Below are 24,244 nucleotides of genomic sequence, written 5' to 3'. Positions count from 1 at the left end.
CAAGTAACTGTCGTTTTTTGCGTGCACAGCGCGGCTCGCCGGCGCCCTTGTCGCGGTAGCGCAACAAGGCCCGAAGCGGTCGTGCGAGCGTGCCTCGGACGCCTGCGTCACAGTGTTGGAGGGGCAGGCGCGAGCCGAAGCGGCGTGCGGGATTCTTGGAGATAAGGCGAGATTCTACCGCCAAACGCGGCCACAGCGTGAGTTATCCACAGGCCGGTTGTGTGGGGCGCGGGGCCGGATCGCTCGGGGTGGGCACAGGCGATCGACTCCTAAAGTATTGACCGTCAACGGAAAAACGGTTTAAATAGCGGGTTCCGCGAAAACCAATCCTGTATTCCCGGCGATTGCGTTCGCCCGAATGCCTCCGGTTAAGGGCACGCGGTCCCCTGAATTTCGACATTCTCGAACAAGTGAGAACATCATGAAACGTACTTACCAACCGTCCGTGACGCGCCGCAAGCGCACCCATGGCTTCCGTGTCCGCATGAAGACGGCAGGTGGCCGCAAGGTCATCAACGCTCGCCGCGCGAAGGGCCGCAAGCGCCTCGCCATCTAAGGCAGGTTGCGCGCTGTGTCCGCCGTCCGCAGTCCTGCGGAAGGTGCCGTCGAGCCGGGTGCGAATCCGTCGCAGACGAAAGCCGCCTTCCCGAAAGCTGCGCGACTTCTGAAAACGGATGAATTTTCATCCGTTTTTCGTTTGCGCCCCTGGCGGCGCTCCGCGCACTTCGTGATTTACGGCAAGCCGACCGGTCAGCCCGCGCGTTTGGGGCTCGTCGTCGGCAAGAAGTATGCGCCGCGTGCGGTTACCCGTAACCTCGTGAAGCGGCTGGCGCGCGATGCGTTTCGCCTGCGCCGGGCCGAATTCGCCGGTTACGACCTGCTGCTGCGGCAGCACACGCGCTTCGACAAGAAAGCGCTGCCGAGCGCGGCTTCCGCCCCGCTCGCGGCGATGTGCGCGGCCGAGATTCGCGAACTGCTCGACAGGGCAGTCCGGGAGATCGCCCGCCGTGCGTCGAAGCCCGCGTCCGAGTGACGCATCCGTGCCCGGTGCGGCGTTCGCGCCTGCCCGGCCGGTTTTGACGCGGCGCCGAACGGCGTCGCCCAAGGTATGGAAACGGTATTGATCGCCTTGCTGCGCTTCTACAAGGTTGCCGTGAGCCCGATGCTCGGCAACCGTTGCCGTTTTTATCCTTCCTGTTCGGATTACGCGCGCGAGGCAATCCAGTATCATGGCGCCGCGCGCGGCACGTATCTCGCCGTCAGGCGCGTGTGCCGATGCCATCCGTTTTCCGCGGGCGGCATCGACCTCGTCCCGCCGCCCAACTCCGACACTCGCGCTCGCGGCGAAGCCGACGCGCGGTCCCATCGACTCTGAGACAACGCATGGATATCAAACGCACCGTCCTATGGGTGATCTTCTTCATGTCAGCTGTCATGCTGTACGACAACTGGCAGCGGGACCATGGACGCCCGTCGATGTTCTTCCCGAGTGCCACGCAGACGGCCCCCGCGGCCGCTGCCGGCGGTGCATCGGGCACGGGCGCGACGACGACGACCGCAGGTGAAGTGCCTGCCGCCGCAGCCGGCGCCGCACCGTCGACGACGGCACCGGCCGCCCAGGCGCAGCTCGTGAAGTTCTCGACCGACGTGTATGACGGCGAAATCGACACGCGCGGCGGCACGCTCGCGAAGCTGACGCTGAAGAAGCAGGGCGACGGCAAGCAGCCCGACCTGTACATCACGCTGTTCGACCACACGGCCGGCCACACGTATCTCGCGCGCTCGGGCCTGCTCGGCGGCGATTTCCCGAACCACAACGACGTCTACACGCAGCTGAATCCGGGCACGACGTCGCTGACGGGTGACCAGAACGCGCTGAAGCTGTCGTTCGAATCGCCGGTGAAGGGCGGCGTGAAGGTCGTTAAGACCTACACGTTCACGCGCGGCAGCTACGTGATCGGCGTCGACACCAAGATCGACAACGTCGGCACGGCACCGGTCACGCCGACGGTCTACATGGAACTGGTGCGCGACAACACGGCCGTCGAAACGCCGATGTTCTCGCACACGTTCCTCGGGCCGGCGGTCTACACGGATGCGAAGCACTTCCAGAAGATCGACTTCAGCGACCTCGACAAGAACAAGGCGAACTTCGAGAAGTCTGCCGACAACGGCTGGGTCGCGATGGTGCAGCACTACTTCGCGTCGGCCTGGATTCCGCAGCAGGGCGTGAAGCGCGACATCTACGCTGAAAAGATCGATCCGGCGCTGTACCGCGTCGGCGTGAAGCAGCCGGTTGCCGCGATCGCGCCGGGCCAGTCGGCCGACGTACAGGCCCGCCTGTTCGCCGGTCCGGAAGAAGAGCGCATGCTCGAAGGCATCGCGCCGGGCCTGGAACTCGTGAAGGACTACGGCTGGGTGACGATCATCGCGAAGCCGCTGTTCTGGCTGCTCGAGAAGATCCACGGCTACATCGGCAACTGGGGCTGGTCGATCGTGCTGCTGACGATCCTGATCAAGGCCGTGTTCTTCCCGCTGTCGGCGGCGAGCTACAAGTCGATGGCGCGCATGAAGGAAATCACGCCGCGCATGCAGGCGCTGCGCGAACGCTTCAAGAGCGATCCGCAGAAGATGAATGCCGCGCTGATGGAGCTGTACAAGACCGAGAAGGTCAATCCGTTCGGCGGCTGCCTGCCGGTCGTGATCCAGATCCCGGTGTTCATCTCGCTGTACTGGGTGCTGCTCGCGTCGGTCGAAATGCGTGGCGCGCCGTGGGTGCTGTGGATTCACGACCTGTCGCAGCGCGATCCGTTCTTCATCCTGCCGGTGCTGATGGCCGTCTCGATGTACGTGCAGACGAGCCTGAACCCGACGCCGCCGGATCCGGTCCAGGCAAAGATGATGAAGTTCATGCCGATCGCGTTCTCGGTGATGTTCTTCTTCTTCCCGGCCGGCCTCGTGCTGTACTACGTCGTGAACAACGTGCTGTCGATCGCACAGCAGTACTACATCACGCGCAAGCTCGGCGGGGCCAAGAAGAAACCGGCCTGATGCCCGTGGCACACGCGGGGCGGCGCGTTCGCCCCGCGATGCACGAAAAAAAGCCGCATGGTTCGCCCATGCGGCTTTTTGCTTTATGCGGGTCCGGTAGCGCGAGTTCAGCCCTTCTTCGCTTCGCCCGAGTCGCCGTAGAACTGCTCGACCAGCTCCTGCACGAGGTAGCGGTGGTGCGGCGACAGCGCTTCGATCTTCGACGCGAGTTCGATCGTCTCGGGCGTCGGCGGATAGCGCTCGTCGCGCGGCAGCGGTTGCGGCGTCGGGTGTTCGATCACGCTCGGCGACGGGCCGTAATGCAGCCAGTGGACTTCGACGCGCAGCCATTCGGCGAGCGTGACGAGTTTGTCCGACGTCGGGATCGTGCGGCCCGTCAGCCACTTGTGCGCGGTTTGCGGCGAAACGGGCTGTGCTCCGCGGTGACGCAGATTGAATCGGTTCGCCAGCTCAGTCGCACCGGTGACCTTCTCCGGGCTGCGCCGCAGGGCGAATTTCAGGCGTTCCGAGAACGCGGCTTTTTCTTCGGATGTCGGCATGGGGGAGATTGTGCAATTCCACCGTCGTGTCCCAGACAACCATTTGAGCTAAACATAGCTCGTTCAGACGAATCCCGGTCTTGATTGGGGGGGGTGGTGGAATTGAGGGCCGCAGCGTTAGGCCGCTCCAGCAGGCATACTCGTCCGAAACGGTGGCTGCGACATGGCGCCGGGCTGATACCCGGCTTATCCCCGGCGGGATAAATTCGAGCGTGTCCGAATCCTGCGCGGCGGCCGGTGACGTATGTGCCGGCACGCTACAATGCCGGCGTTCCGATTCCCGAAGTGTTGCGCGGGCGCACCATATTCACTGATCACCCGATTCATCCCATCTATCCGATTCCCATGCTCGCTACCGATTCCGATCCGATCGTCGCCATTGCCACTGCTGCCGGCCGGGGTGGCATCGGGGTCGTCCGCGTGTCGTTCGGGCGCGGCGGCGAGGCGGCCGCGTTGCCGCTGATCGACGCGTTGTGCGGGCAGAAGCTCGCCCCGCGCCACGCGAGCTACGTGCCGTTCCTCGACGAGCACGGCGCGCCGCTCGACCGCGGGATCGCGCTGTACTTCCCGGCGCCGCATTCGTACACCGGCGAGCACGTGCTCGAGCTGCAGGGGCACGGCGGGCCGATCGTGATGCAACTGCTGCTGCAGCGCTGCCTGGATGCGGGGCGCGGTTTCGGGCTGCGGCTCGCGGAGCCCGGCGAATTCACGCGGCGTGCGTTCCTGAACGACAAGCTCGACCTCGCGCAGGCCGAGGCCGTTGCCGACCTGATCGAGGCGAGCACCGAAGCCGCCGCGCGTTCGGCCGGGCGTTCGCTCGACGGCGCGTTCTCGCGGCAGATCCATGCGCTCGTCGACGATGTGATCACGCTGCGGATGCTGGTCGAGGCGACGCTCGATTTTCCGGAAGAAGAGATCGATTTCCTGGAGGCGGCCGACGCGCGCGGCAAGCTCGCGAAGATCCGCGCGCAGCTCGCGCACGTGCTGGGTGATGCGCGGCAGGGGGCGCTGCTGCGCGAAGGGCTGTCGGTCGTGCTGGCGGGGCAGCCGAACGTCGGCAAGTCGTCGTTGCTGAATGCGCTGGCTGGCGCGGAGCTGGCGATCGTCACGCCGATCGCGGGCACGACGCGCGACAAGGTCGCGCAGACGATCCAGGTCGAAGGAATTCCGCTGCACATCATCGATACGGCCGGGTTGCGCGAGACGGAGGACGAGGTCGAGCGCATCGGCATTGCGCGCACGTGGAGCGAGATCGAGCGGGCGGATGTCGTGCTGCACCTGCTGGATTCGCGCACCGGGATGACGGCGGATGACGAGACGATCGCGGCGCGGTTTCCCGGCGGCGTGCCGGTGGTGCGCGTGCTGAACAAGACGGATCTGACCGGTGTGCCGGCGTGCGTCGAGCATCCGGCCGCGGAAGGTGATCTGACCGAGGTGCATCTGTCGGCGAAGCGCGGCGACGGGATCGACATGCTGCGCGCGGAGTTGCTGCGGATTGCTGGGTGGCAGGCGGGAGCGGAAGGGGTGTATCTCGCGCGCGAGCGGCATCTGATTGCGCTGCGGGCCGCGCAGGAGCATCTGGCGCAGGCGGCGGATCATGCGGAGCAGAGGGCGCAGTCGCTCGATTTGTTTGCCGAGGAACTGCGGCTCGCACAAGAGCAGCTCAATGCGATTACCGGGGAATTCACTTCGGATGATCTGCTGGGGGTGATTTTCAGCAGGTTTTGTATTGGCAAGTAATGCCCGCGCATTTGCAGTTCGACAGCCCTTCGTGGCTCGTCATTCGTTTTTGATTGAATCCCGTCGCGCTGCCGACGCTGGCCGTGCGCACTACGCCGAGGGCTCCCATGTCAATCAATCCGACTGAACGCAACGCCATTCTTCGCGCCGTCTTTGCCGACGACGCGCCGTATCCCGACCTGGCGCCCCGTCACGTCGCGCTGATGAGAAAGTTGCGCGTCGGGTGGCTGCCGGTCGAATCGGGCGCGCCGGCCATCGTTCCCGAGCAGCCGCTGACGGGAGACGGCGCGACAATCGATGTTGCAAAGGCGATCCTCGAAACCGACGATGACGTGCTGGCCATTCGCACGCTGGCAGAACTCGGCCACGTCTTACCCGAATTCGTCACGGCCGTGGGCGAGTTGGCGCCGGGACAATACGCGATCCCCGAGGAATTGCGCGATGCGTTCGATTACCCGGAAAGCGGTGTCGATGCGTCGGGGCGTTTCGATTTTCGCGCCGAGCATCTCGCGATCCTGCAGGGAACCATCTGGAGAACGCTCGACGATTACTCGATCGACGCGGTGTTGGAGATGGATGACTTCTGGCCGCTGTCCTACATCGACGGCAAGCGGCCGTACGGGGAGTGCACGTACATCCAGATCGACATGGCCGAACTACTGGGCGAGCCCTACCAGTTCGACACCGAACGCAATCTGATCGAAGACGCTGAAAAGGACGCGCGCCTCGAGCGTCTCCACTACGAAACGCGAGCAGCGCTACAGATATTTCTGACGCATGCCGAGCTGACCAAGCCGGCCTGATCGCGCGAGAGGGGCCGGCTCGCCCCATCCGGACCTTCGCCCACATCAATCCCAATGACGATGATGGTGGTAATACCCGTCGCCGTAATACCCGCCACCATCCGGCACCACGATACAGCCGCTCAACAGCACGGCGACACCGGCAATCAGCAAAAGGGTCTTCTTCATCGCGTTCACCTGCATGGGTTCAATATGAAACCCAGCATAGCGAGCGCCCGCAACACCGGCTGTAAGCGATCGTTTCCCTGCTTCGCAATCCGTAACGGCGGATTATTCCGGTCACAATGACCGTAACAAATCCCCGAAGAATCCCTGAAACAGCAGACGTTTTCAGGCGGTGACGACCCTGTTTCGCCCCGTATCCTTCGCACGATACAGCGCGGCATCGGCGGCTTCGATCAACGCGTCGGGCGTCGACAGATCGTCGGGCGACACGGTCGCGCAGCCGACACTCACGCTCACGCGTCCGGCGGGTGCGGTCGGCATCGCGAGATCGAGCCGCAGCACCGCTTCGCGCGCTTCCTCGGCGACCAGCCGCGCCCCACGCGCCCCCGTGTTCGGCAGCACGATCGCGAACTCCTCGCCGCCGTAACGCGCGACCATGTCCGCCGGCCGCCGCACCGCGCCGGCGAGCGCATTCGCGACCGCGATCAGGCACGCGTCGCCCTTCACGTGGCCGAACGCGTCGTTGTACGCCTTGAAGCGATCGACGTCGACCATCAGCAGCGACAGCGGTTCGCCTTGCCGTCGCGCCTGCAGGAACAGCGTGTGGAAATGATCGTTGAAGTGCATGCGGTTGAATGCGCCCGTCAGGCCGTCGCGTGCGGACGAACGGATCAGCGTCGCGTGCGCCTCGAACAGCCGCTGGTACAGCATCGTCACTTCCCACGCGAGCACGCACACGAGCACGCCGGGCGTGAACATGCTGAACACGCGTGCGAGATACCAGCCGACCGTGAAGCGATGGGTGCTCATCAGGTTCAGCGTCGTGTCGGTGAGGCACGCGAGTACCGCGATCGCGAGCCACAGGTCGAGCGTCGTACGCAGCCGGCCGGTGGCCAGCACGGCCACGAGCGCCAGCGCATTGAGCAGCCACACGATCAGCGCGACGGCGTTGACGGGCAGCACGGCCGCGTCGCCCGGCGGATGAAACGCGGGCGGCAGCGACACGTTCAGCGCAAACAGGCACAGCAGCCCGGCGACGACCGCCGGTCCGCCGATCAGCGCGACCGTCCACCTGCGTGTCTGCTGCGCGCCGATCGGGGCGCGTGCCAGCCGCTCGCGCGCGAGCAGCGCGACCATCACGAAACCGGGGAAGCCGGCATGCCAGAAGATCCACATCCACGCGGCGCTTTGCGGTTGCGCGCCGAACAGCCCGTGCGGCGCGAACACGCCGGGAAAGGTGAGCAGCTGCAATGCGACGGCGAGTGCGGTGAACGCGTAGGCGCCGCCGAGCGCGCCGAGCACCGGCTGGCGCGTCACGGTGAACTGCGCGCCGAGAAAGAACGCCGCGATGCTCGCGGTGGTGAACACGGTGAGCGCACACATCGGCATGAACGGCTCGACGGCCGGCAGCTCGACGTTCGCGTGCGGCGCGGCGATCCCGAGCGCGAGCACGATGACGAGCGCCGTCAGGGCGCCGAACCAGAGCTGACGGCGTGTCGTGTGCTGGATCAGGATGCCTTCCATGGAATTCCCCGGGCACGTAGGCGGAAACACCCGGTCTTGCGCCGGGCGACAGGCAACCGGCCGCTGCGCGACCGGTGCGGCCTGATCCTATCGCGTTATGGGTGCGCGCTCAAACCCCGAGGCCGGGACCGAAGTTACCGGCGACCCACTGGGTGACGGCGTTGACGTCCGCGTAGTCCTGTTCGGGCAGGCCGTCGAGCATCGACAGCACCTCGTTGCTGGCGCCGGCGTCGCGCGCGGCATCGACGATCGCATCCTTGTTGGCCGGGTAGCGGACGGCCGCCAGCACGTCGGCGATCTGCAGGTCGATCGTTTCGCTGGGAATGTCGTGCGGAGGTTGGGCGGGCAGGTCGTTCACGGCGGCGTCTCGCGGGGTGAGCGGATCAAGTGGGAATCGGATCGAGGCGAAATTCGGGGGCTTAACAGGGCACGTCACGCGTTCACATGCCAGGGCGGCCGGGCCGGCACGCCTCGCGGATGAACGGCAATCGACTCAATGCCCGCGTCGCACGCGGCGCCACGGATGCTTCCAGTCGATGTGCGGTGCGTTTTCGTCGCGCGGATGCTGGCGCCGATGTTCCTGCCAAAGTTCGTCGGAAAACAGCGCCGCGACGATCACGAGCGGCAGCACGAGGAATATTCCGAGTATGACTTGCTCGAACACGATAGCCTCCTTGCGGTGGCAGGAACCCTTGCTCCCATTCTAGGCTCTGAACTTCGCCCGCGTTCAACTTCTTACAGTGCGAAACAGGCCCGGATGCGGCCTTGCCGCACGTGCGCCGGCATCAAAAAGGACATGAACATGCAACTCCAGAACGATACCAACACGCTCGCATTGCGGCCGCTTGAGCGCCAGGACCTGCGCTTCGTCCACGAGCTGAACAACGACGCCAAGATCATGCGCTACTGGTTCGAGGAGCCGTACGAAACCTTCTCGGAACTGTCACAACTGTACGACCGCCACGTGCACGACCAGCGCGAGCGCCGTTTCGTCGCGGTCGATGCGCAAGACGAACTGGTCGGCCTCGTCGAGCTGATCGAGCTCGACTACATCCATCGACGCGGCGAGTTCCAGATCATCATCGCGCCGCAACGCCAGGGGCGCGGCTATGCGGGCCAGGCGACGCGTCTTGCGATCGAATATGCGTTCAAGGTGCTGAACATGCGCAAGCTGTACCTGATCGTCGATACGTCGAATGCGGCGGCGATTCACGTGTACGAGAAATGCGGATTCCAGCACGAGGCCGAATTGAAGGAAGAATTTTTCGGAAACGGCGCGTATCACAACGCTTATCGCATGTGCATTTTTCAGCGCGATTATTTCGAACGCCAGCAAGCTACCCAGAATAAGGCAGGGTAAACACGCTGGCGAAAGGCGCTTGCGGCGGGCTTTCGCGGGCGCTGAAACCATGCGGCGAAGTACGGATAAATACGGATGCGCTTATACCTGGCATTTTTCTTGTATCAGGTAAATGCGATTCCGCGTTGCGGTAAAGTCGAATCGTTTCGGATGACTTTATGTGCAGCGCATCAAAATGATCCGGATAGCGAAATGGATTATCCAAACCGTTCAATCGCCGCATTGTAACTTTGATGAAAGTCTTGCTGAGTAATGCTTTCCGCCCGGCGGCGCGAGCCTGTGCGTCGGGCAGTGCGCGTCGGCATGTCTGCGCGGGGTGAGAAAAACGGGCTGCGCACGGGGTGCGACAATCCGCCGCTATTGCGGTCGCACAACAAATGTGCTTGCTATCGCTTGCCGGTCTTCTAAAGTGAAAAACGCGGGTTCACGATCACCTTTAAACACATAGCTAACCCAAGCCTGGTGCCCGCAAGCCTGGAGACAGAACATGATGAAACGTACCGGTATCCTTTTTGCCCTCGTCGGCGCATTTTGCGCGGTGTCGATTGCCCAAGCCGGCGGCGATTCGGCCGTCAAGCCGAAGCAGGAAATCCAGTTGACGAAGAACGCATGGGGCTGCCTGTCGAAAGACAATCTGGACTCCGTACTGAGTCACGAACGTGACGGCAAGTCGCAGGCGAAGCAGCAATACTTCGACGATTACCGGTGCCTGTCGGTGCCGGAAGGCCAGCGCTTCCGCGTGGTGTCGGTCGACCAGGGCGACGTGCAGTTCGTCAGCGCCGACAACAGCGACCAGCAGGGTCTCTGGACCGATTCGCGCTTCGTCAAGCAGTAACCGTCCATTCACCGCGCCGTCACACGACGCGCGAGCGCGCCGGCCCGATGAGCCGGCGGCGCGAACCGAACACGGCCCGGCCCACGCCGGGCCGTTGCGCTGTGGGTGGCGCATGACACGCGCCGCACGGCCCGCATTCGGTATCATCACGGCCCGACCGAACCGAATGCCCGCCCGGGCCGACTCCGCATGGCGCTGAAATCCACGATCTACAAAGCCGAACTGCAAATCGCCGACATGGATCGGCATTACTACGCCGATCACGCGCTGACGGTGGCGCGCCATCCGTCCGAAACCGACGACCGGATGATGGTGCGCATCGTCGCGTTCGCGCTGTTCGCGCACGAGCGGCTCGAATTCTGCAAGGGGCTGTCGGACGTCGACGAGCCCGATCTGTGGCAGAAGGACCTGACCGGCGCGATCGACGTCTGGATCGAAGCCGGCCAGCCCGACGAGCGGCGCATCTCGAAGGCGGCCGGCCGCGCCGGGCAGGTCACGGTGATCGCATACGGCGGCAAGACGTCGGATATCTGGTGGCAGGGCGTGCGCAGCAAGGTCGAGCGGCTGCGCAACGTGCAGGTGCTGTCGCTGAACGACGGTGTCGCGGCCGCGCTCGGGAAACTCGCGGAGCGCACGATGCGCCTGCAATGCACGGTGCAGGACGGCGCCGCGTGGATCTCGAGCGCCGACCACGATCCGGTGGCGGTCGAGTGGACGGTGCTGAAGGCGCGCGCGGACGCGTGACGGCCCGCGTGCCGGCCGCGTTCAGCCGATCGCGGCCGGCGGCCCCTTGAACTCGAGCATGTTGCCTTCAGGGTCGAACAGGTAGATCGACGGCCCGTAGCCGCCGGCGCCGTAGCGTTCCGCAGGCGCGCCCGGCCGTGCGCCATGTGCGGCGAAATGGGCGGTCAACGCGTCGGGATCGAACGGCTCGACGCGCAGGCACAGGTGATCGAGATTGCGTCCCGTGCCGGGCGGGCCGCTGTCGGGACGGTCGATCGGGCCGCCGACCGACAGCAGGTCGATCAGCGCGTCGCCGGCGCGCAGTTGCACGAGGCCCAGATCGGGCTGTTCCTTCTCCACATGGCAGCCGACGGCGTCGCAGTAAAAGCGCGTCATCGCGGCCATGTCGGTCACGCGCAGCACGATGTGATCGATCGCGCGGATGGTCGGTTTCATGGGCAAGGCTCTCCTTCGCAGTCCACGAGCATCGAGTGTAGACGCATCGCGCCTGCGCCGCCGGCCGGAACGCGGCACAATCGACGGACGAAAAAAAGCCCGTTCACGCAGAGCGGAACGGGCTTAATCCATATCAGGAGGAGACATGGAGGAGACAGTTCCAACTATACACACGGCGATGGTGCGACGCAATATTCCGAATGCAAAAAAACGTCAGGACGGCGATTTGTCGCATCCGCACTGCAGCAAAATGGTGACGGGACAATGACGAAAACCGCGCCGGAACAGCCGGCGCGCGCGTTTTGTCGGATTTATTTTCAGATGATGCGCCCCCCGATTATCCGGGGCGAATCACAGAGCAAGATTCAGGGCGCGACGGCACGTGCCGATGTCTAGAGTAGGCACCATCTACACTAGAGAGTGCGAGGTTCAGATGAAAACCGCCTATCCGACCGATGATGCCCGCTGGGGCGCCGTCACCGAGCGCGATCCGCATGCGGACGGCGCCTTCTTCTACGCCGTGAGCACGACCGGCGTGTTCTGCCGCCCGACCTGCGCGTCGCGGCTGCCGCGTCGCGAAAATGTGTCCTTCTTCGCCGATACGGCCGCCGCGCGTGCGGCCGGCTTTCGGCCCTGCAAGCGCTGCCAGCCGGAAGGGCTGCCGCGCGAGCTCGAGATCGTCAACCGCGCGTGCGCGGTGCTCGACGCGCAGGCCGAACGGCTCACGCTGCAGCAACTGAGCGATGCCGTGCACGTGAGCCCGTTTCACCTTCAGCGGCTCTTCAAGCGCGTGGTCGGCGTGTCGCCGCGGCAGTACCAGGCCGCGCAGCGCGGCGCGGCGCTGCGGCAGGCGCTGCAAAGCGGGCAGCCGGTCACGCAGGCGGCCGTCGACGCGGGCTTCAACTCCCCGTCGCGGCTTTATGCGTCGGTGCCGCGCGAGCTCGGGATGGCGCCGTCGGCGTTTCGCCGGCAGGGCGCGGGGTTGCGGATCGACTATGCGACCGCATCGACGTCACTCGGCACCGTGCTCGTCGCCGCGACCGAGCAGGGCATCTGCCGGATCGCGTTCGGCGACGAGCCGGCCGCGCTCGTCGGCGAGTTGAAGGATGCGTTCGCGCGTGCCGAGCTGGTCGAAGCGTCGGCACGGCTCGCGCCGTTCGTCACGCAGATCCGCGCGTATCTGGATGGCACACGGCACGCGTTCGACCTGCCGCTCGACATCGCGCCGACCGCATTCCAGCAGCGCGTGTGGGAGGCGCTGACGCATATTCCGTACGGCGAAACGCGCAGCTACTCGGAGATCGCCGAGGCGCTCGGTGCGCCGCGCGCGGTGCGCGCTGTTGCATCCGCGTGCGCATCGAACCCGGTCGCGCTCGCGATCCCGTGCCACCGCGTCGTACAGAAGGGCGGCGCGCTTTCCGGGTATCGTTGGGGCGTGCGCCGCAAGGCGACGCTGCTCGCATCCGAAGCGCGTCATGTGCACGACGATCAAACCGAATCCGTTGTGGAGGGCAGCGCAGTTTGAGCATCGCAAAAACAACCATCACCTCCATCGTGAACGGCGGCCATGTGCCGCCGTCCGCGCAAATGGAACTGCGCTTCAATGCGCCTTACGACTGGGCGCGCGTGCTGCGCTTCTTCAGCGGGCGCGCGATTCCGGGTGTCGAGCAGGTGGCGGGCGGTGTGTATCGCCGCATCGTCGACCTGCACGGCGATGCCGGCCGGCTCACGGTCGCGAAACATCCGCGCAAGCACTGCCTGGTCGCGACGGTCGAAGGCGCGGTCGCGCGCCATGTCGATGATGCATTCGCCATGCGCGTCGCGACGATGTTCGATCTCGGCGCCGATCCGGCCGCCATCGGCAACGGGCTCGCGCGCGATCCGTGGTTTGCACCGCTCGTCGAGGCCGCGCCGGGGCTGCGTGTGCCGGGCGCATGGTCGGGGTTCGAGCTGGCCGTGCGCGCGATCGTCGGCCAGCAGGTGAGCGTGAAGGCCGCGACGACGATCGTCGGCCGGCTCGTCGAACGGGCCGGCGAACGAGTGGTTCAGGAGGACGACGGCATGCCCGCGTGGCGTTTCCCGACGCCCGATGCGCTGGCCGCGTGCGATCTCGACAAGATCGGGATGCCCGGCAAGCGGGTGGCGGCACTGACGGGCGTGGCGCGCGCGGTGGCGGCCGGCGACGTGCCGGTCGATCGCGAGCACGCCGATCTCGCGACGCTGCGCAGTGCGTGGCTCGATCTGCCCGGCATCGGCCCGTGGACCGTCGAATACATCGCGATGCGCGCATGGCGCGATCCGGACGCGTGGCCGGCCTCTGATCTCGTGCTGATGCAGTCGATCGCGGCGCGCGATCCGGCGCTCGACCGGCTCGCGACCCAGAAGCACCGCACCGAAGGCTGGCGGCCCTGGCGCGCGTACGCGGCGCTGCATTTGTGGAATGAGGTGGCCGACCGGGCGGGCGGCGCGCGCGGCGGGTGATCGCTGTGGCCTGCGGCCGGGTGCGACCTGGCGAGGCCGCGATGCAACCCGTTGCGCAGGTCATGCCGACCTGCGTAGGCTGACCGCCGGACACCGGACACCGGACACCGGACACCGGACACCGGACACCGGACACCGGACACCGGACACCGGACACCGGACACCGGACACCGGACACCGGACACCGGACACCGGACACCGGACACCGGACACCGCACCGGCCGTCACGGCAATTCAGCGCATCCGTCGTCGGCCGGATGCCGTACGCGCGATGCCCACTCACCCCGCTTTCCGCGATCGGTTCAGCGGCAGGGTTGCACCTGCCGCCACCCGTTCGCGCATCACGTTCCGTCCGACGAATTCGCATAACCGGCGTGCCCGTTGCCGCCGCATGGAACCGGTCGCAGATGCGGCGACCGCCGTGACCGGCCCGCCCGGCGGCCCGCTCCGGCCCGCACACCGTGCCCCGCGCCACCTCAAGCGCGTGTTTCGGCGAGATGTTAAAGTGCCCGCTACCAACGAAGCGACCAACAATCCAGCCGGCCGCGCGCGGCGTTCTGCGCGCGGCCGTCACGCACTTGCGTCTCCATGTCGAACACCATGACTCACCGCCAGTCCGAACTGCTGCTGAATCGCCTCGACGCGCTGAGCTCGGGCCCGACGCGGCAGCATCTGCCCGACGGCCTGCGCGGCATCGAAAAGGAAAGCCTGCGCGTGACGCGCGACGGGATGATCGCGTTCACGCCGCATCCGCGCGCGCTCGGTTCGGCGCTCACGCATCCGGCGCTGACGACCGACTATTCCGAGGCGCTGATCGAGCTGATCACGCCCGCGGAAGGCGACGCCGCGATCACGCTCGAGCGTCTCGACGATCTGCATCGCTACGTCTATGCGTCGCTCGGCGACGAGATGCTGTGGAACGACTCGATGCCCGGCCTGCTGCCGGCCGATGACCAGATCCCGATCGCTAACTACGGCACGTCGAACATCGGCCGTCTGAAGACGGTGTACCGGCGCGGTCTCGCGTATCGCTACGGCCGCACGATGCAGTGCATCGCCGGCATCCACTACAACTACTCGCTGCACGAGGAAGTGTGGCGGCGCCTGCACGCGGAAGAGGGCTCGACGGCCACGCTCGTCGATTACCAGTCGGAGCGCTATCTCGCGCAGATCCGCAACTTCCGCCGCCGCAGCTGGCTGTTGATGTACCTGTTCGGCGCGTCGCCCGCGCTCGACACGAAGTTCCTGCGCGGCAAGCCGCACAAGCTCGACACGTTCGATGCCGATACGCTGTACCTGCCGTATGCAACGAGCCTGCGGATGAGCGATCTCGGCTACTCGAACACGACTGCCCAGGCCGCGCTGCACGTCGACTACAACACGCTGCCCGGCTATCTCGACGCGCTGTCGAAGGCCGTGAGCGAGCCGTATCCGGCGTATGAGGCGATCGGCACGCATCGCGACGGCGAGTGGATCCAGATCAACACGAACGTGCTGCAGATCGAGAACGAGTTCTACTCGACGATCCGGCCGAAGCGCGTCACGTATTCGGGCGAGCGGCCGCTGCATGCGCTCGCGTCGCGCGGCGTGCAGTACATCGAGGTGCGCTGTCTCGACATCGATCCGTTTGAGCCGACCGGCATCGCACTGGAAACCGCGCGCTTCATCGATGCGTTCCTGCTCGCATGTGCGCTCGACGAGAGCCCGGCGCTCGACTGCCCCGCGTACAAGGAAGCGAACGCGAACTTCGGCAGCGTGACGATGGAAGGGCGCAAGCCGGGGCTCACGCTGCAGCGCGACGGCCAGCCGGTCACGCTGCAGTCATGGGCGGACGACCTGATGGCCGATATCGAAACCGTCGGCCGTCGTCTCGACGAGATCCGCGGCGGCGACGAGCATGTGCGCGCAATCGCTGCACAACGTGAGAAGCTCGCCGATCCGGAGCGCACGCCGTCCGCGCGCGTGCTGCGCACGATGCGCGAGCGTGGCCAGTCGTTCCTCGGGTTTGCGCTGGCGCAGAGCGAAACGCATGCCGCGTATTTCCGTGCGCGTCCGCCGTCGGCGGAGACGCTGCGCACCGAGCAGGCGCTCGCCGCGAAATCGCTGGCCGAGCAGGCCGAGCTCGAAGCGAAGGAGGCCGGATCGTTCGACGCGTTCGTCGCCGCCTATCGCGCTTATACGCTGAACCGCTTCAGCGTGTGATGTCTGCGCACGTGCATCGCGTCGGTCGGCGCGGTGCGCGATGCGTCTCTCCGTCGCTGGTCACGGCGCACCGTTGTGCGCGCGGTCCGGTTGAATCTGCCGTCAGTGATGCGCGTAGGTGCCGCGGTCGATCGCGTGCGGCAGCGCCGGTTTGCCCGATTCCACGTTTGCCCCGCCTTCGCTGCCGTAGCCGGGGTCCTCGCCGCGTGCCTGTGCGGCACGGCGCATGATCGCCTGCATGTGGTCGGGAAAGTCGGGACTGCTCGCGAGGCTCGTCCGGTAGCCGGCGGCCTGCAACTCCACGAGTTCCTGGCGGACCTGGGCACGCGTCAGCGTCGACGCGGCCTGCGCGTGAGCGGCGAAGGCCGCGCCGATCAGCACCCAGGCGCATGCCGCCCGTTTCATCGTCTTCATCGTGTTCACTCCGTGAGGTTCCGGCGCCGTGCCTGCCGTGGCCGGCGCGGGCGGAATCGATGCGACCAGTCTAGGCTTCGGACGCCAAACGAAACATCCCGCGCGTCGTCAGGCACCTTTGCCGCATGTGCAACATTGCGCGGGGGAGCCGCTCGCGGCGGGCTTTCTGTCGAATACGACAGCGGGTTGCCCGCTGCCGGTCAGCATGCGGCGGCTGGCCCATATCGGGTCGGCACGGATCGGGCTTGTCCTCCTTGTACAAGCGCCGCGCGCCTCCTAACCTCTTTTAAGCGACTGATCGGTTGGCCGTGCAACGTCGTTGCGTGCGCAAGCGCCTGATTGTTGTCGTGACCGCAGGACATCGCCTTGTACCGAACCCGGGGCATCCCGTTGCGAGCTCGGGTCGACTCTGGAGACACGATGAACCCCACCGACGCCCTACCGCCCGGCATCGTCTTCGCACAGCCGTTGACGCCGGTCGCCCACTCGCTGCTGCTGTCCTTCCTCGTCGCCGCGATCCCGATCGCGGTCGCGCTGATCGCGCTCGGCGTGCTGCGCCGCCCCGCTTGGCAGGCGTCGCTCGCCGGGCTCGTCGCGGGCCTCGCGGTCGCGATCGGCGCATGGGGCATGCCGGCGGGGCTCGCGTTCAACGCGGTCGGCGCGGGCATGGCGCTCGCGGTCGTGCCGGTGATGTGGATCGTCTTCAACGCGCTGCTGCTGTATAACATCGCGGTGAAGTCGGGCCGCTTCGACCAGTTCCGGCAGTGGATGCTCGACAACCTGCCCGACGACCGCCGCCTCGTGCTGCTCGTCGTCGCGTTCTCGTTCGGCTGCCTGCTCGAAGGGATCTCGGGGTTCGGCACGCCGGTCGCGATCACGAGCGCCCTCTTGATCGCGCTCGGCTTCCCCGCGCTCGAAGCGCTCACCTACACGCTGCTGTTCAACACGGCGCCGGTTGCGTTCGGCGCACTCGGCGTGCCGATCACCGTGCTCGGCGCGGTCACGTCGCTGCCGCCCGCGACCCTCGCGCAGATGGTCGGCCGCCAGCTGCCGTTCTTCGCGCTGCTGCTGCCGTTCTACGTGGTCGGCGCGTACGGCGGGCTGCGCTCGATCTCGAAGCTGTGGCCCGCGCTGCTCGTGTCGGGCGGCAGCTTCGCGATCGCGCAGTTCGTCACGTCGAACTTCCTCGGCTACCAGCTCACCGACGCGCTGTCGTCGCTCACGTCGCTGATCGTCACGATCGGTTTCCTGCAGGTGTGGAAGCCGCAGCCCGATCCGCAATACGCGCTCGCGCGCAGCGTGCCGGCGACGGCCGGCGCCGCGCGCGCGGGCTTCGGCGGCTGGTTGCCGTGGCTCGTCGTGTCGGTGGTCGTGATCGTATGGGTGCACGCGAACATCGCGGCAATCGGCGACGTGAAGATCAAGTGGCCGGGCCTGCACAACGCGGTGTTCGTGTCGCTGTATCACAAGCCGTATGCGGCGATCTGGGACTTCCAGCCGCTCGGCACGGGCACCGCGATCCTGCTCTCGGCGATCATCACGGCCGCGCTGACACGCACCGGCGTGGGCGATTTCTTCGATTGCGTGGTCAAGACCTGGCGGCAAACGTGGATCGCGATCGTCACGGTGATGATGATCGTCGGGCTCGCGTACCTGCTGAACTACTCGGGGATCAGCTACACGCTCGGCACCGGCGTCGCGTCGACCGGTGCGCTGTTCCCGCTGGTGTCCGCGTCGCTCGGCTGGATTGCGGTGTTCCTGTCCGGCAGCGACACGTCGGGCAATGCGCTGTTCGGCAACCTGCAGGTCGTCGCCGCGCGGCAGCTCGGCCTCGATCCGGTGCTGATGGCCGCGACCAACTCGTCGGGCGGCGTGATGGGCAAGATGATCTCGCCGCAGAACATCGCAACGGGGGTATCGACGACGGACCTGAAAGGACAGGAAGGTGTCGTGTTCGCGCGCACCTTCTGGCACAGCGTGATTCTCACGCTGTTGCTCGGTGTGCTGGTGTTCCTGCAGCAGCACGTGCTGACGTGGATGATTCCGGCACTGCCGAAGTGAGGTGAGCGCGACGACAGAAGGAAGGCACGAGGAAAAGCGAGGGAAGGCGCGGGAAAAGCGCCAGTCACGTGCGGAACCGGCGAACGCGCGGCAGTTCAGCGTGCGTTCGCCCGCCGCGCCGTTCGTCCTGCTTCATCCGTCCCGGCAGTGCCGCTGCCGGCCGGCAGGATGCAGGCGAGGAACGCGTCGATCGCGGGGCTCTGGCGGCGCGCCTTCAGGTAGTACACGTATTCGTCGATCGTCGTGTCGACGCCGCGCAGCGCGATCACGCGCAAATCCGGATGCCGTTCGGCCTCGCCGAGCGGAAACAGGCTGCCGCCCACGCCGTGCAGGATCGCTTCGCGAATTGCTTCACGGCTGCCGATCTCGGCCACCGAGACGGCTGCGACACCGGCCGCCTCGAGAATCGTCTCCGTGCAGCGGCGCGTGACCGAGCCTTCCTCGCGAATCAGCAGCCGCACGTCGGCGAGTTGCGCCGGCTCGATCGCGTCGAAGCGCGCGAGCGGATGGTTGCGATGCACGACGAGCACGAGCGGGTCGGTCGAGATCACCTTGCGTTCGAGGCCGTCGGCATCGTTGCGCTGCGACGAGACGGCGAGATCGATGCGGAATTCCTGCAGCGCCTGCAGGATCTCCTCGGAGTTGCCGATCCGGCACGTGAGCGCGATCGACGGATGCGCGCTCGAGAAGCGGCCGACCGCGTCCATGATGTAGTACGGCCCCGTCGCGCCGATCCGCAGGTGGCCTTCGAACAGGCCGCCGACGTTGCGCAGCATGATGTCGGCCTGCGCCTCGAGCGCGATCATCTTCTCGACGAGCGGCAGCAGCTCGATGCCCGTCTCGGTGACTTCGAGCTTGCGGCCGCTGCGGTAGAACAGCTCGACGCCGTACACCTGCTCGACCTGCCGGATCTGCGCGGCGATCGTCGGCTGGCTCACGCCCAGGTGGCGCGCGGCGCGCGTGATGCTGCCCTGCCGGACGGTCGCGTGGAACGCCTTCAGCTGATCGAACACGACTCGGCTTCTCCCCTCTGTATCGCGCGTCAGCGTAGCGCACGCGTATGTCGGCCGGATGAAAGGCGCGTCGTGCGCCGCTTCGAAAAAATTCCTGGGGGTAACCCAAAGAAACCTGCGGTAACCGGTCACGGCCGGGACACGCCGATGCGGGGTAATAACGGCAACACACCACCGCCGGCCCCGCTCGACCGGCGCCCCACTCCTATCGACAACAGGGTTCTCTTCATGTCCTCGAACAATCGACGCGATTTCCTGCGCCTCGCCGCGCAGTCGGCCGGCGCGATGGCCGCCTACGCGGGCTTCCCGCCCGCGATCCGCAATGCGCTGGCGATGCCGGCCGCCTATCGCACGGGCACGATCCGCGACGTCGAACACGTCGTGATCTTCATGCAGGAAAACCGTTCGTTCGACCATTATTTCGGCGGGCTGCGCGGCGTGCGCGGCTTCAACGACCCGCGCCCGCACCTGCTGCCGAGCGGTGCACCGGTGTGGCAGCAGCCGCCGGCGTCGGTGTTCACGAAGAACTACCATTCGCGCGGCCTCGATCCGTCGGCGCCGTACGTGCTGCCGTTCTACCTCGATCCGAAGCAGACGACCGAATTCCAGCCGGGCACCAACCACGGCTGGAGCAGCGGCCACCTGTCCTGGAACAACGGCCAGTGGGACCAGTGGGTGAACCAGAAGCAGGACGTGCTGACGATGGGCTACCTGAAGCGCCAGGATCTCACGTACCACTACGCACTGGCCGACGCGTTCACGATCTGCGATTCGTACTTCTGCTCCGCACATGCCGACACGGCGCCGAACCGCATCTACCTGTGGACCGGCACGGTCGACCCGCGCAACATCTACGGCAACCCGCCGAACGGCCCGGGCATCGGCGAGCGCGACGACGTGAACGGCTACACGTGGACGACCTACGCGGAACGCCTCGAGAACGCGAAGATCAGCTGGAAGGTGTACCAGGGCGGCACGGGCATCCCGGGCGACCCGACCGACAACTACACCGACAACTCGCTGATGTTCTTCAAGCGCTTCCAGGTGAAGGAAGGCGCGAGCGGCCCGCTGGTCGACAAGGGCGCGTCGGACCATACGCTCGCCGAGCTGAAGGCCGACGTGCAGGCGAACCGGCTGCCGCAGGTGTCGTGGATCGTGTCGCCGTACAAGTACAGCGAGCACCCGCAGGCGTCGCCGACCGACGGCGCGTTCTACATCAACATGGTGCTCGAGGCGCTCACGTCGAACCCGGAAGTGTGGGCGAAGACGGTGTTCATCCTGAACTACGACGAGAACGACGGGCTGTTCGACCACGTCGTGCCGCCGGTGCCGCCGGTCACGAGCGGCGTGGGCGGCCAGGGCATCGTGTCGTCGAACCTGCTGTCGAATCTCGGCGACGAGCTGCTCGACCTGAACAAGTACCCGGGCGAAATGAGCCCGCTCGTGCCGGGCGCCGACCCGGGCGGCATCCAGCCGATCGGCCTCGGGCCGCGCGTGCCGCTGATCATCATCTCGCCGTGGACGAAGGGCGGCTGGGTGTGCTCGGAGACGTTCGACCATACGTCGGTGCTGCGTTTCCTCGAAGCGCGTTTCGGCGTGAAGGAGCCGAACATCAGCGCATGGCGCCGGTCGATCTGCGGCGACCTGACGTCGGCCTTCGACTTCTCCGCGCGCCCCGACACGCGCACGGTCAGCTTCACGGTGCCGCAGCACATCGCGACGGCCGGCCAGGCGTACCAGGTGCCCGCGCAGCAGTCGATGCCGACGCAGGAGCCCGGCACGCGTCCGGCACGTGCGCTGCCGTACGAGCTGTTCGTGCACAGCCGCGTGAGCGGGCACGACGACAGCGTATCGCTCGACTTCGCGAACACCGGTGACGCAGGCGCCGCGTTCTACGTGTACGACCGCCGCAACCCGACGACGCCGCCGCGCCGCTATGCGGTGTCCGCGCACGACCGCTTCGTCGACACGTGGAACACGTCGGCCGCGCGCGGCGACTACCATCTCGCGGCGTATGGCCCGAACGGCTATCTGTGCGAGTTCCAGGGCAACACGCGGCTCGCGGCGGACGGCCGCCACGCGAACCCCGAAGCGCGGATCGGCTACGACGTGCGCAACCGCCACGTGTACCTGCAACTGCGCAACAGCGGGCGCGCGACGTGCCGCGTGACGGTAGACAACGCGTATAGCCACAAGCATGCGCGGACCTACACGCTGGAGCCGGGCGAGCGCATCGAGGATCACTTCGAGCTGTCGTCCAGCCACGGCTGGTACGATCTGACGATCACCGCGACGACGCTGCGCGGCGGCGACGACAAGGTCATGCGCCGCTTCGCGGGCCACGTCGAGACGGGGCGGCCGAGCCAAAGCGATCCGGGGCCGGTGAAGCACCCGACGGCCTGACGGCTGCCGCGCGTCGCGCGAGGCGGGTGAGGTCAGCCCGCCGCGCGGCCGCGGCCTGCCGGTTGCACGTCGGTTGCATTCCGGCACGCGGAATTGGCTTTTGGAAACTGAAAACTGTTGACAATGTGACGGGCCGAGGGTATACAAGGATCATTCGCCGATATGGCGCCCTCGTTCTCTACCGCAGCCTTGCTGCCTGCCCGACCATGACAGCCCCGAACGCGCTCAGCGCCATCGAACTCCTGCAAAGCCAGTCGCTCGCGATGATCGTCCAGGACATGCTCGAGCGCGCGATCGTCTCCGGCGAATACGCGCCCGGCGAGAAGCTCAACGAAGTCGAGATCGCGACCAAGCTGAACGTGTCGCGCGGCCCCGTGCGCGAAGCATTCCGCGCGCTCGAGCAGGCCGGCCTGCTGCGCAACGAGAAGAACCGCGGCGTGACGGTGCGCGTCGTGCCGCTGCGCGAAGCCGAGGAGATCTACGAAGTGCGCGCGATGCTCGACGAGTCGGTCGCGCGCGCGCTCGCAAAGCGCATCTCGCCCGACACGCTGAAGGTGCTGAAGGGCATCATCCAGTCGATGAAGGACGCCGCGAAGACGCACGACGTCACGCGCTATACCGAGCTGAACGTGCAGTTCCACGACGCGATGGTCGTCGGCGTCGGCAATACGCATCTCACCGATACCTACCGCCGGCTCGTGCGCCAGCTCGGCCTGCTGCGCCAGGCGGCAATCGAGGCCGAAGAGGATGCAATCGCCGTGTCCGCGGCCGAGCACGACAAGATCGTGCAGGCGCTCGCGGGTGGCGACGAGGAGCAGGCGGTGGCACTCGTGCGCGAGCACGTCACGCACGGCCTCGCACGTATGCGCCGCACGCACGAGCAGGGGCTGCCGGCGGCGGGGAAGGCGGCGCGGGAGAAGACCGTGCGCGCGTAAGCGCCCGGCAAGGCCCGCGCGGGGTGCCGCGCACGGCACAACGCAAAGGGACGCTTCGCCGCGTCCCTTTTTTTCATTGCGTCTTCAGGTCATGCAGGTCCCGCAGGTCGACGCATCGTCACGCCTTGTCGGCCTTCCCGGCCGCGCTCGCGAATTTCGCGAGCCACGTGTCGACAACTGCCGGCGGCCGGCTCTCGTCCTCCGCGCGCTCCTTGCGGCGGATCGCATTGCGCACGACGTGCGCACCGACATAGCGGATCGGCTCCGGCGGGAAATGGCCAAGCGGGCCGCGCACGATCGGGCTGCGCGTCCATGCGTTGTCGAGGCCGAGCACCAGCGACGACAGGATCTGCCCGCCCATGTAGGTCGGCCCCACGCCGTTGCCCGAGTAGCCGAAGCCGTAGAACACGTTCCGCGCGTCGTCGAGGCGGCCGAAGAACGGGAAGCCGGTGACGGAGCGATCCGACGGCCCGTTCCAGCTCGCGGTGACCGGCACGCCCGCGAGCGACGGAAAGAACTCGCGCAGGCTTTGCGTGAGTTGCGCCTCGTACGGCGAGCGCTGGTCGAACACGGGCGCGATGCGGCTGCGCCACGAGAACGTGTTGCCGCCCTTGCCGAGCATCAGCCGCCCGTCGGCGGTGGTGCGGTAGTAGTAGACGAAGATCCGCGAATCGAGCACCGACACGCCGTCCACGAGCCCGGTTTTCTCGAGCAGCTCGGGGCATTTCTCGGTGATGACCATGTCGCTCGACACGACCGCGATCGTGCGCTCGAACTGCGGGAAGCGGCTTGCCATCCACGCGTTGATCGCGAACACGAGCTTGCCCGCGCGCACGCTGCCGGACGGCGTGCGCACGACGGCCGGCTGCCCGGGCGTGAAGTCGAGCATCGGCGTACGTTCGTAGATCCGGATGCCCATCGCGAGCGCCACGCGCCGCAGCCCGCGCACGAGCTTGCCGGGATGCACCGTCGCGGCGATCGGCGAGTAGACACCGTTGAGATTGCGTGCGGACCCCGAGCGGCGCGCGACCTCGGCAGGCGGCAGCGGCTCGTAGCTATGGATGCCGCACGCGGCGAGCGCGTCGAGCACCGGCGCGAGCGTGCCGACCTGCGCACGCGACGTCGCGGTGTACAGCGTGCCGTCGAGCCGCAGCTCGGCATCGATGTCGTGCGCGCGGCAGAAATCGGCGATGTGCTGCACGGCCGCTTCGGATGCTTTCACGAGCCGGATTGCCTCGGCTTCGCCGAACAGCCGCCGCAGCGTCAGGAATTTCGCGGACCATGTGAGCAGGCAGCCGCCGTTGCGACCGCTCGCACCGGCGCCGCACAGGTCGGCCTCGACGATCGCGATGTCGAGCGCGGGGTTCTGCTGCTTCGCCTGGATCGCGGTCCAGAGCCCGGTGAAGCCGCCGCCGACGATGCACACGTCGGCCTGCGTCGCACCTTGCAGTGCGGGGGCGAGATCGCCGTCGTTGAACAGCGCTTGTTCGATCCAGAAGGGTCGCATGGGAGGGTTCGTCGAAAAGGGGCCGTGCCGTG

General features: G+C 66.5%; 23 protein-coding genes. 15 read left to right on the top strand and 8 right to left on the bottom strand.

Annotated features, from left to right (window positions below):
- Positions 1–421: 421 nt before the first annotated feature.
- From rpmH to yidC, 4 genes are all read left to right on the top strand, one after another.
- Positions 422–556 carry a 50S ribosomal protein L34 gene (rpmH, locus tag CFB45_RS17760; protein WP_004198824.1) on the top strand — a complete coding sequence of 45 codons (135 nt, stop codon included), beginning with the start codon at positions 422–424 and terminating at the stop codon, positions 554–556.
- A gap of 15 nt (positions 557–571) precedes the next feature.
- Positions 572–1,033: a ribonuclease P protein component gene (rnpA, locus tag CFB45_RS17755; RefSeq protein WP_021157986.1), complete on the top strand. Its 462-nt coding sequence runs from the start codon at positions 572–574 to the stop codon at positions 1,031–1,033.
- A 75-nt stretch (positions 1,034–1,108) separates the two neighbouring features.
- On the top strand, positions 1,109–1,375 hold the full coding sequence (yidD, locus tag CFB45_RS17750; protein ID WP_006750110.1) for a membrane protein insertion efficiency factor YidD: 267 nt from the start codon (positions 1,109–1,111) through the stop codon (positions 1,373–1,375).
- A gap of 8 nt (positions 1,376–1,383) precedes the next feature.
- Positions 1,384–3,051, top strand: a complete 1,668-nt coding sequence (gene yidC, locus CFB45_RS17745; protein WP_089426623.1) for a membrane protein insertase YidC — start codon at positions 1,384–1,386, stop codon at positions 3,049–3,051.
- A 107-nt stretch (positions 3,052–3,158) separates the two neighbouring features.
- Here the strand turns inward: yidC and CFB45_RS17740 are convergent, their stop codons facing one another.
- Positions 3,159–3,590 carry a helix-turn-helix domain-containing protein gene (locus tag CFB45_RS17740; RefSeq protein ID WP_089426622.1) on the bottom strand — a complete coding sequence of 144 codons (432 nt, stop codon included), beginning with the start codon at positions 3,588–3,590 and terminating at the stop codon, positions 3,159–3,161.
- Between the two features lie 345 nt (positions 3,591–3,935).
- Here CFB45_RS17740 and mnmE point away from each other — a divergent pair, with 345 nt between their 5' ends.
- Together mnmE and CFB45_RS17730 are read left to right on the top strand one after the other, a co-directional pair.
- A complete protein-coding gene (gene mnmE, locus CFB45_RS17735; protein ID WP_089426680.1) occupies positions 3,936–5,330 on the top strand; it encodes a tRNA uridine-5-carboxymethylaminomethyl(34) synthesis GTPase MnmE in 1,395 nt (464 codons plus the stop codon).
- Between the two features lie 107 nt (positions 5,331–5,437).
- Positions 5,438–6,133: a hypothetical protein gene (locus tag CFB45_RS17730; protein ID WP_089426679.1), complete on the top strand. Its 696-nt coding sequence runs from the start codon at positions 5,438–5,440 to the stop codon at positions 6,131–6,133.
- A 45-nt stretch (positions 6,134–6,178) separates the two neighbouring features.
- Here CFB45_RS17730 and CFB45_RS39475 read toward each other — a convergent pair whose 3' ends face one another.
- From CFB45_RS39475 to CFB45_RS17720, 3 genes are all read right to left on the bottom strand, one after another.
- A complete protein-coding gene (locus tag CFB45_RS39475) occupies positions 6,179–6,301 on the bottom strand; it encodes a hypothetical protein (protein WP_256976788.1) in 123 nt (40 codons plus the stop codon).
- A gap of 162 nt (positions 6,302–6,463) precedes the next feature.
- Positions 6,464–7,822 (bottom strand): GGDEF domain-containing protein, encoded by a 1,359-nt coding sequence (locus CFB45_RS17725; RefSeq protein WP_089426621.1) that lies wholly within the window; start codon positions 7,820–7,822, stop codon positions 6,464–6,466.
- Between the two features lie 109 nt (positions 7,823–7,931).
- Positions 7,932–8,180, bottom strand: coding sequence for a DUF2795 domain-containing protein (locus tag CFB45_RS17720; protein ID WP_089426620.1), 249 nt, complete (start codon positions 8,178–8,180; stop codon positions 7,932–7,934).
- Positions 8,181–8,624: 444 nt separating this feature from the next.
- Here CFB45_RS17720 and speG point away from each other — a divergent pair, with 444 nt between their 5' ends.
- The 3 genes from speG (at position 8,625) to CFB45_RS17705 (ending at position 10,761) form a co-directional block, all read left to right on the top strand.
- On the top strand, positions 8,625–9,182 hold the full coding sequence (gene speG, locus CFB45_RS17715; protein ID WP_089426678.1) for a spermidine N1-acetyltransferase: 558 nt from the start codon (positions 8,625–8,627) through the stop codon (positions 9,180–9,182).
- A 487-nt stretch (positions 9,183–9,669) separates the two neighbouring features.
- Complete coding sequence (gene sap1 / locus CFB45_RS17710) at positions 9,670–10,017, top strand: surface attachment protein Sap1 (RefSeq protein ID WP_011353606.1); 348 nt, start codon at positions 9,670–9,672, stop codon at positions 10,015–10,017.
- Positions 10,018–10,206: 189 nt separating this feature from the next.
- Positions 10,207–10,761 carry a YaeQ family protein gene (locus CFB45_RS17705; protein ID WP_039364653.1) on the top strand — a complete coding sequence of 185 codons (555 nt, stop codon included), beginning with the start codon at positions 10,207–10,209 and terminating at the stop codon, positions 10,759–10,761.
- Between the two features lie 21 nt (positions 10,762–10,782).
- Here the strand turns inward: CFB45_RS17705 and CFB45_RS17700 are convergent, their stop codons facing one another.
- Positions 10,783–11,196: a VOC family protein gene (locus CFB45_RS17700; RefSeq protein WP_011353604.1), complete on the bottom strand. Its 414-nt coding sequence runs from the start codon at positions 11,194–11,196 to the stop codon at positions 10,783–10,785.
- 433 nt (positions 11,197–11,629) lie between these two features.
- Here CFB45_RS17700 and ada point away from each other — a divergent pair, with 433 nt between their 5' ends.
- The 3 genes from ada (at position 11,630) to gshA (ending at position 15,879) form a co-directional block, all read left to right on the top strand.
- Complete coding sequence (gene ada, locus CFB45_RS17690; RefSeq protein WP_089426619.1) at positions 11,630–12,721, top strand: bifunctional DNA-binding transcriptional regulator/O6-methylguanine-DNA methyltransferase Ada; 1,092 nt, start codon at positions 11,630–11,632, stop codon at positions 12,719–12,721.
- Positions 12,718–13,677: a DNA-3-methyladenine glycosylase family protein gene (locus tag CFB45_RS17685; protein WP_089426618.1), complete on the top strand. Its 960-nt coding sequence runs from the start codon at positions 12,718–12,720 to the stop codon at positions 13,675–13,677. Before ada ends, CFB45_RS17685 begins: the two co-directional genes overlap by 4 nt.
- A gap of 588 nt (positions 13,678–14,265) precedes the next feature.
- A complete protein-coding gene (gshA, locus tag CFB45_RS17675) occupies positions 14,266–15,879 on the top strand; it encodes a glutamate--cysteine ligase (RefSeq protein ID WP_179255072.1) in 1,614 nt (537 codons plus the stop codon).
- Positions 15,880–15,981: 102 nt separating this feature from the next.
- Here gshA and CFB45_RS17670 read toward each other — a convergent pair whose 3' ends face one another.
- Positions 15,982–16,293: a DUF4148 domain-containing protein gene (locus CFB45_RS17670; RefSeq protein WP_089426676.1), complete on the bottom strand. Its 312-nt coding sequence runs from the start codon at positions 16,291–16,293 to the stop codon at positions 15,982–15,984.
- A gap of 420 nt (positions 16,294–16,713) precedes the next feature.
- On the opposite strand from CFB45_RS17670, the gene CFB45_RS17660 reads away from it, so the two are divergent.
- A complete protein-coding gene (locus CFB45_RS17660; RefSeq protein ID WP_089426615.1) occupies positions 16,714–18,354 on the top strand; it encodes an L-lactate permease in 1,641 nt (546 codons plus the stop codon).
- A 95-nt stretch (positions 18,355–18,449) separates the two neighbouring features.
- On the opposite strand, the gene CFB45_RS17655 is transcribed toward CFB45_RS17660, so the two are convergent.
- The gene (locus CFB45_RS17655) at positions 18,450–19,367 is read right to left on the bottom strand and encodes a LysR family transcriptional regulator (protein ID WP_089426614.1); all 918 of its coding nucleotides are present in this window, start codon (positions 19,365–19,367) and stop codon (positions 18,450–18,452) included.
- Positions 19,368–19,595: 228 nt separating this feature from the next.
- Between CFB45_RS17655 and CFB45_RS17650 the strand changes: the two genes are divergently transcribed.
- Together CFB45_RS17650 and CFB45_RS17645 are read left to right on the top strand one after the other, a co-directional pair.
- On the top strand, positions 19,596–21,770 hold the full coding sequence (locus tag CFB45_RS17650; protein ID WP_089426613.1) for a phosphocholine-specific phospholipase C: 2,175 nt from the start codon (positions 19,596–19,598) through the stop codon (positions 21,768–21,770).
- A gap of 206 nt (positions 21,771–21,976) precedes the next feature.
- Entirely contained in the window at positions 21,977–22,705 is a 729-nt protein-coding gene (locus tag CFB45_RS17645; protein WP_089426612.1) for a phosphonate utilization associated transcriptional regulator, read from the top strand.
- A gap of 118 nt (positions 22,706–22,823) precedes the next feature.
- Here the strand turns inward: CFB45_RS17645 and CFB45_RS17640 are convergent, their stop codons facing one another.
- Positions 22,824–24,212 carry an FAD-dependent oxidoreductase gene (locus CFB45_RS17640; protein WP_089426611.1) on the bottom strand — a complete coding sequence of 463 codons (1,389 nt, stop codon included), beginning with the start codon at positions 24,210–24,212 and terminating at the stop codon, positions 22,824–22,826.
- Positions 24,213–24,244: the final 32 nt, after the last annotated feature.

The organism is Burkholderia sp. HI2500 (assembly GCF_002223055.1).
Lineage (GTDB): Bacteria > Pseudomonadota > Gammaproteobacteria > Burkholderiales > Burkholderiaceae > Burkholderia.
The sequence above is the reverse complement of the archived record's forward strand: the minus strand, read 5'-3'. Positions and strand labels throughout refer to the sequence as shown.

What these genes read in the sequence shown, in the direction of transcription:
- rpmH (WP_004198824.1), top strand. Translation starts at nt 422, where the DNA reads ATGAAACGTACTTACCAACCGTCCGTGACGCGCCGCAAGCGCACCCAT.
- yidD (WP_006750110.1), top strand. Translation starts at nt 1,109, where the DNA reads ATGGAAACGGTATTGATCGCCTTGCTGCGCTTCTACAAGGTTGCCGTG.
- yidC (WP_089426623.1), top strand. Translation starts at nt 1,384, where the DNA reads ATGGATATCAAACGCACCGTCCTATGGGTGATCTTCTTCATGTCAGCT.
- CFB45_RS17740 (WP_089426622.1), bottom strand. Translation starts at nt 3,590, where the DNA reads ATGCCGACATCCGAAGAAAAAGCCGCGTTCTCGGAACGCCTGAAATTC.
- mnmE (WP_089426680.1), top strand. Translation starts at nt 3,936, where the DNA reads ATGCTCGCTACCGATTCCGATCCGATCGTCGCCATTGCCACTGCTGCC.
- CFB45_RS17730 (WP_089426679.1), top strand. Translation starts at nt 5,438, where the DNA reads ATGTCAATCAATCCGACTGAACGCAACGCCATTCTTCGCGCCGTCTTT.
- CFB45_RS39475 (WP_256976788.1), bottom strand. Translation starts at nt 6,301, where the DNA reads ATGAAGAAGACCCTTTTGCTGATTGCCGGTGTCGCCGTGCTGTTGAGC.
- CFB45_RS17725 (WP_089426621.1), bottom strand. Translation starts at nt 7,822, where the DNA reads ATGGAAGGCATCCTGATCCAGCACACGACACGCCGTCAGCTCTGGTTC.
- speG (WP_089426678.1), top strand. Translation starts at nt 8,625, where the DNA reads ATGCAACTCCAGAACGATACCAACACGCTCGCATTGCGGCCGCTTGAG.
- sap1 (WP_011353606.1), top strand. Translation starts at nt 9,670, where the DNA reads ATGATGAAACGTACCGGTATCCTTTTTGCCCTCGTCGGCGCATTTTGC.
- CFB45_RS17705 (WP_039364653.1), top strand. Translation starts at nt 10,207, where the DNA reads ATGGCGCTGAAATCCACGATCTACAAAGCCGAACTGCAAATCGCCGAC.
- CFB45_RS17700 (WP_011353604.1), bottom strand. Translation starts at nt 11,196, where the DNA reads ATGAAACCGACCATCCGCGCGATCGATCACATCGTGCTGCGCGTGACC.
- ada (WP_089426619.1), top strand. Translation starts at nt 11,630, where the DNA reads ATGAAAACCGCCTATCCGACCGATGATGCCCGCTGGGGCGCCGTCACC.
- gshA (WP_179255072.1), top strand. Translation starts at nt 14,266, where the DNA reads ATGTCGAACACCATGACTCACCGCCAGTCCGAACTGCTGCTGAATCGC.
- CFB45_RS17670 (WP_089426676.1), bottom strand. Translation starts at nt 16,293, where the DNA reads ATGAAGACGATGAAACGGGCGGCATGCGCCTGGGTGCTGATCGGCGCG.
- CFB45_RS17660 (WP_089426615.1), top strand. Translation starts at nt 16,714, where the DNA reads ATGAACCCCACCGACGCCCTACCGCCCGGCATCGTCTTCGCACAGCCG.
- CFB45_RS17650 (WP_089426613.1), top strand. Translation starts at nt 19,596, where the DNA reads ATGTCCTCGAACAATCGACGCGATTTCCTGCGCCTCGCCGCGCAGTCG.
- CFB45_RS17645 (WP_089426612.1), top strand. Translation starts at nt 21,977, where the DNA reads ATGACAGCCCCGAACGCGCTCAGCGCCATCGAACTCCTGCAAAGCCAG.
- CFB45_RS17640 (WP_089426611.1), bottom strand. Translation starts at nt 24,212, where the DNA reads ATGCGACCCTTCTGGATCGAACAAGCGCTGTTCAACGACGGCGATCTC.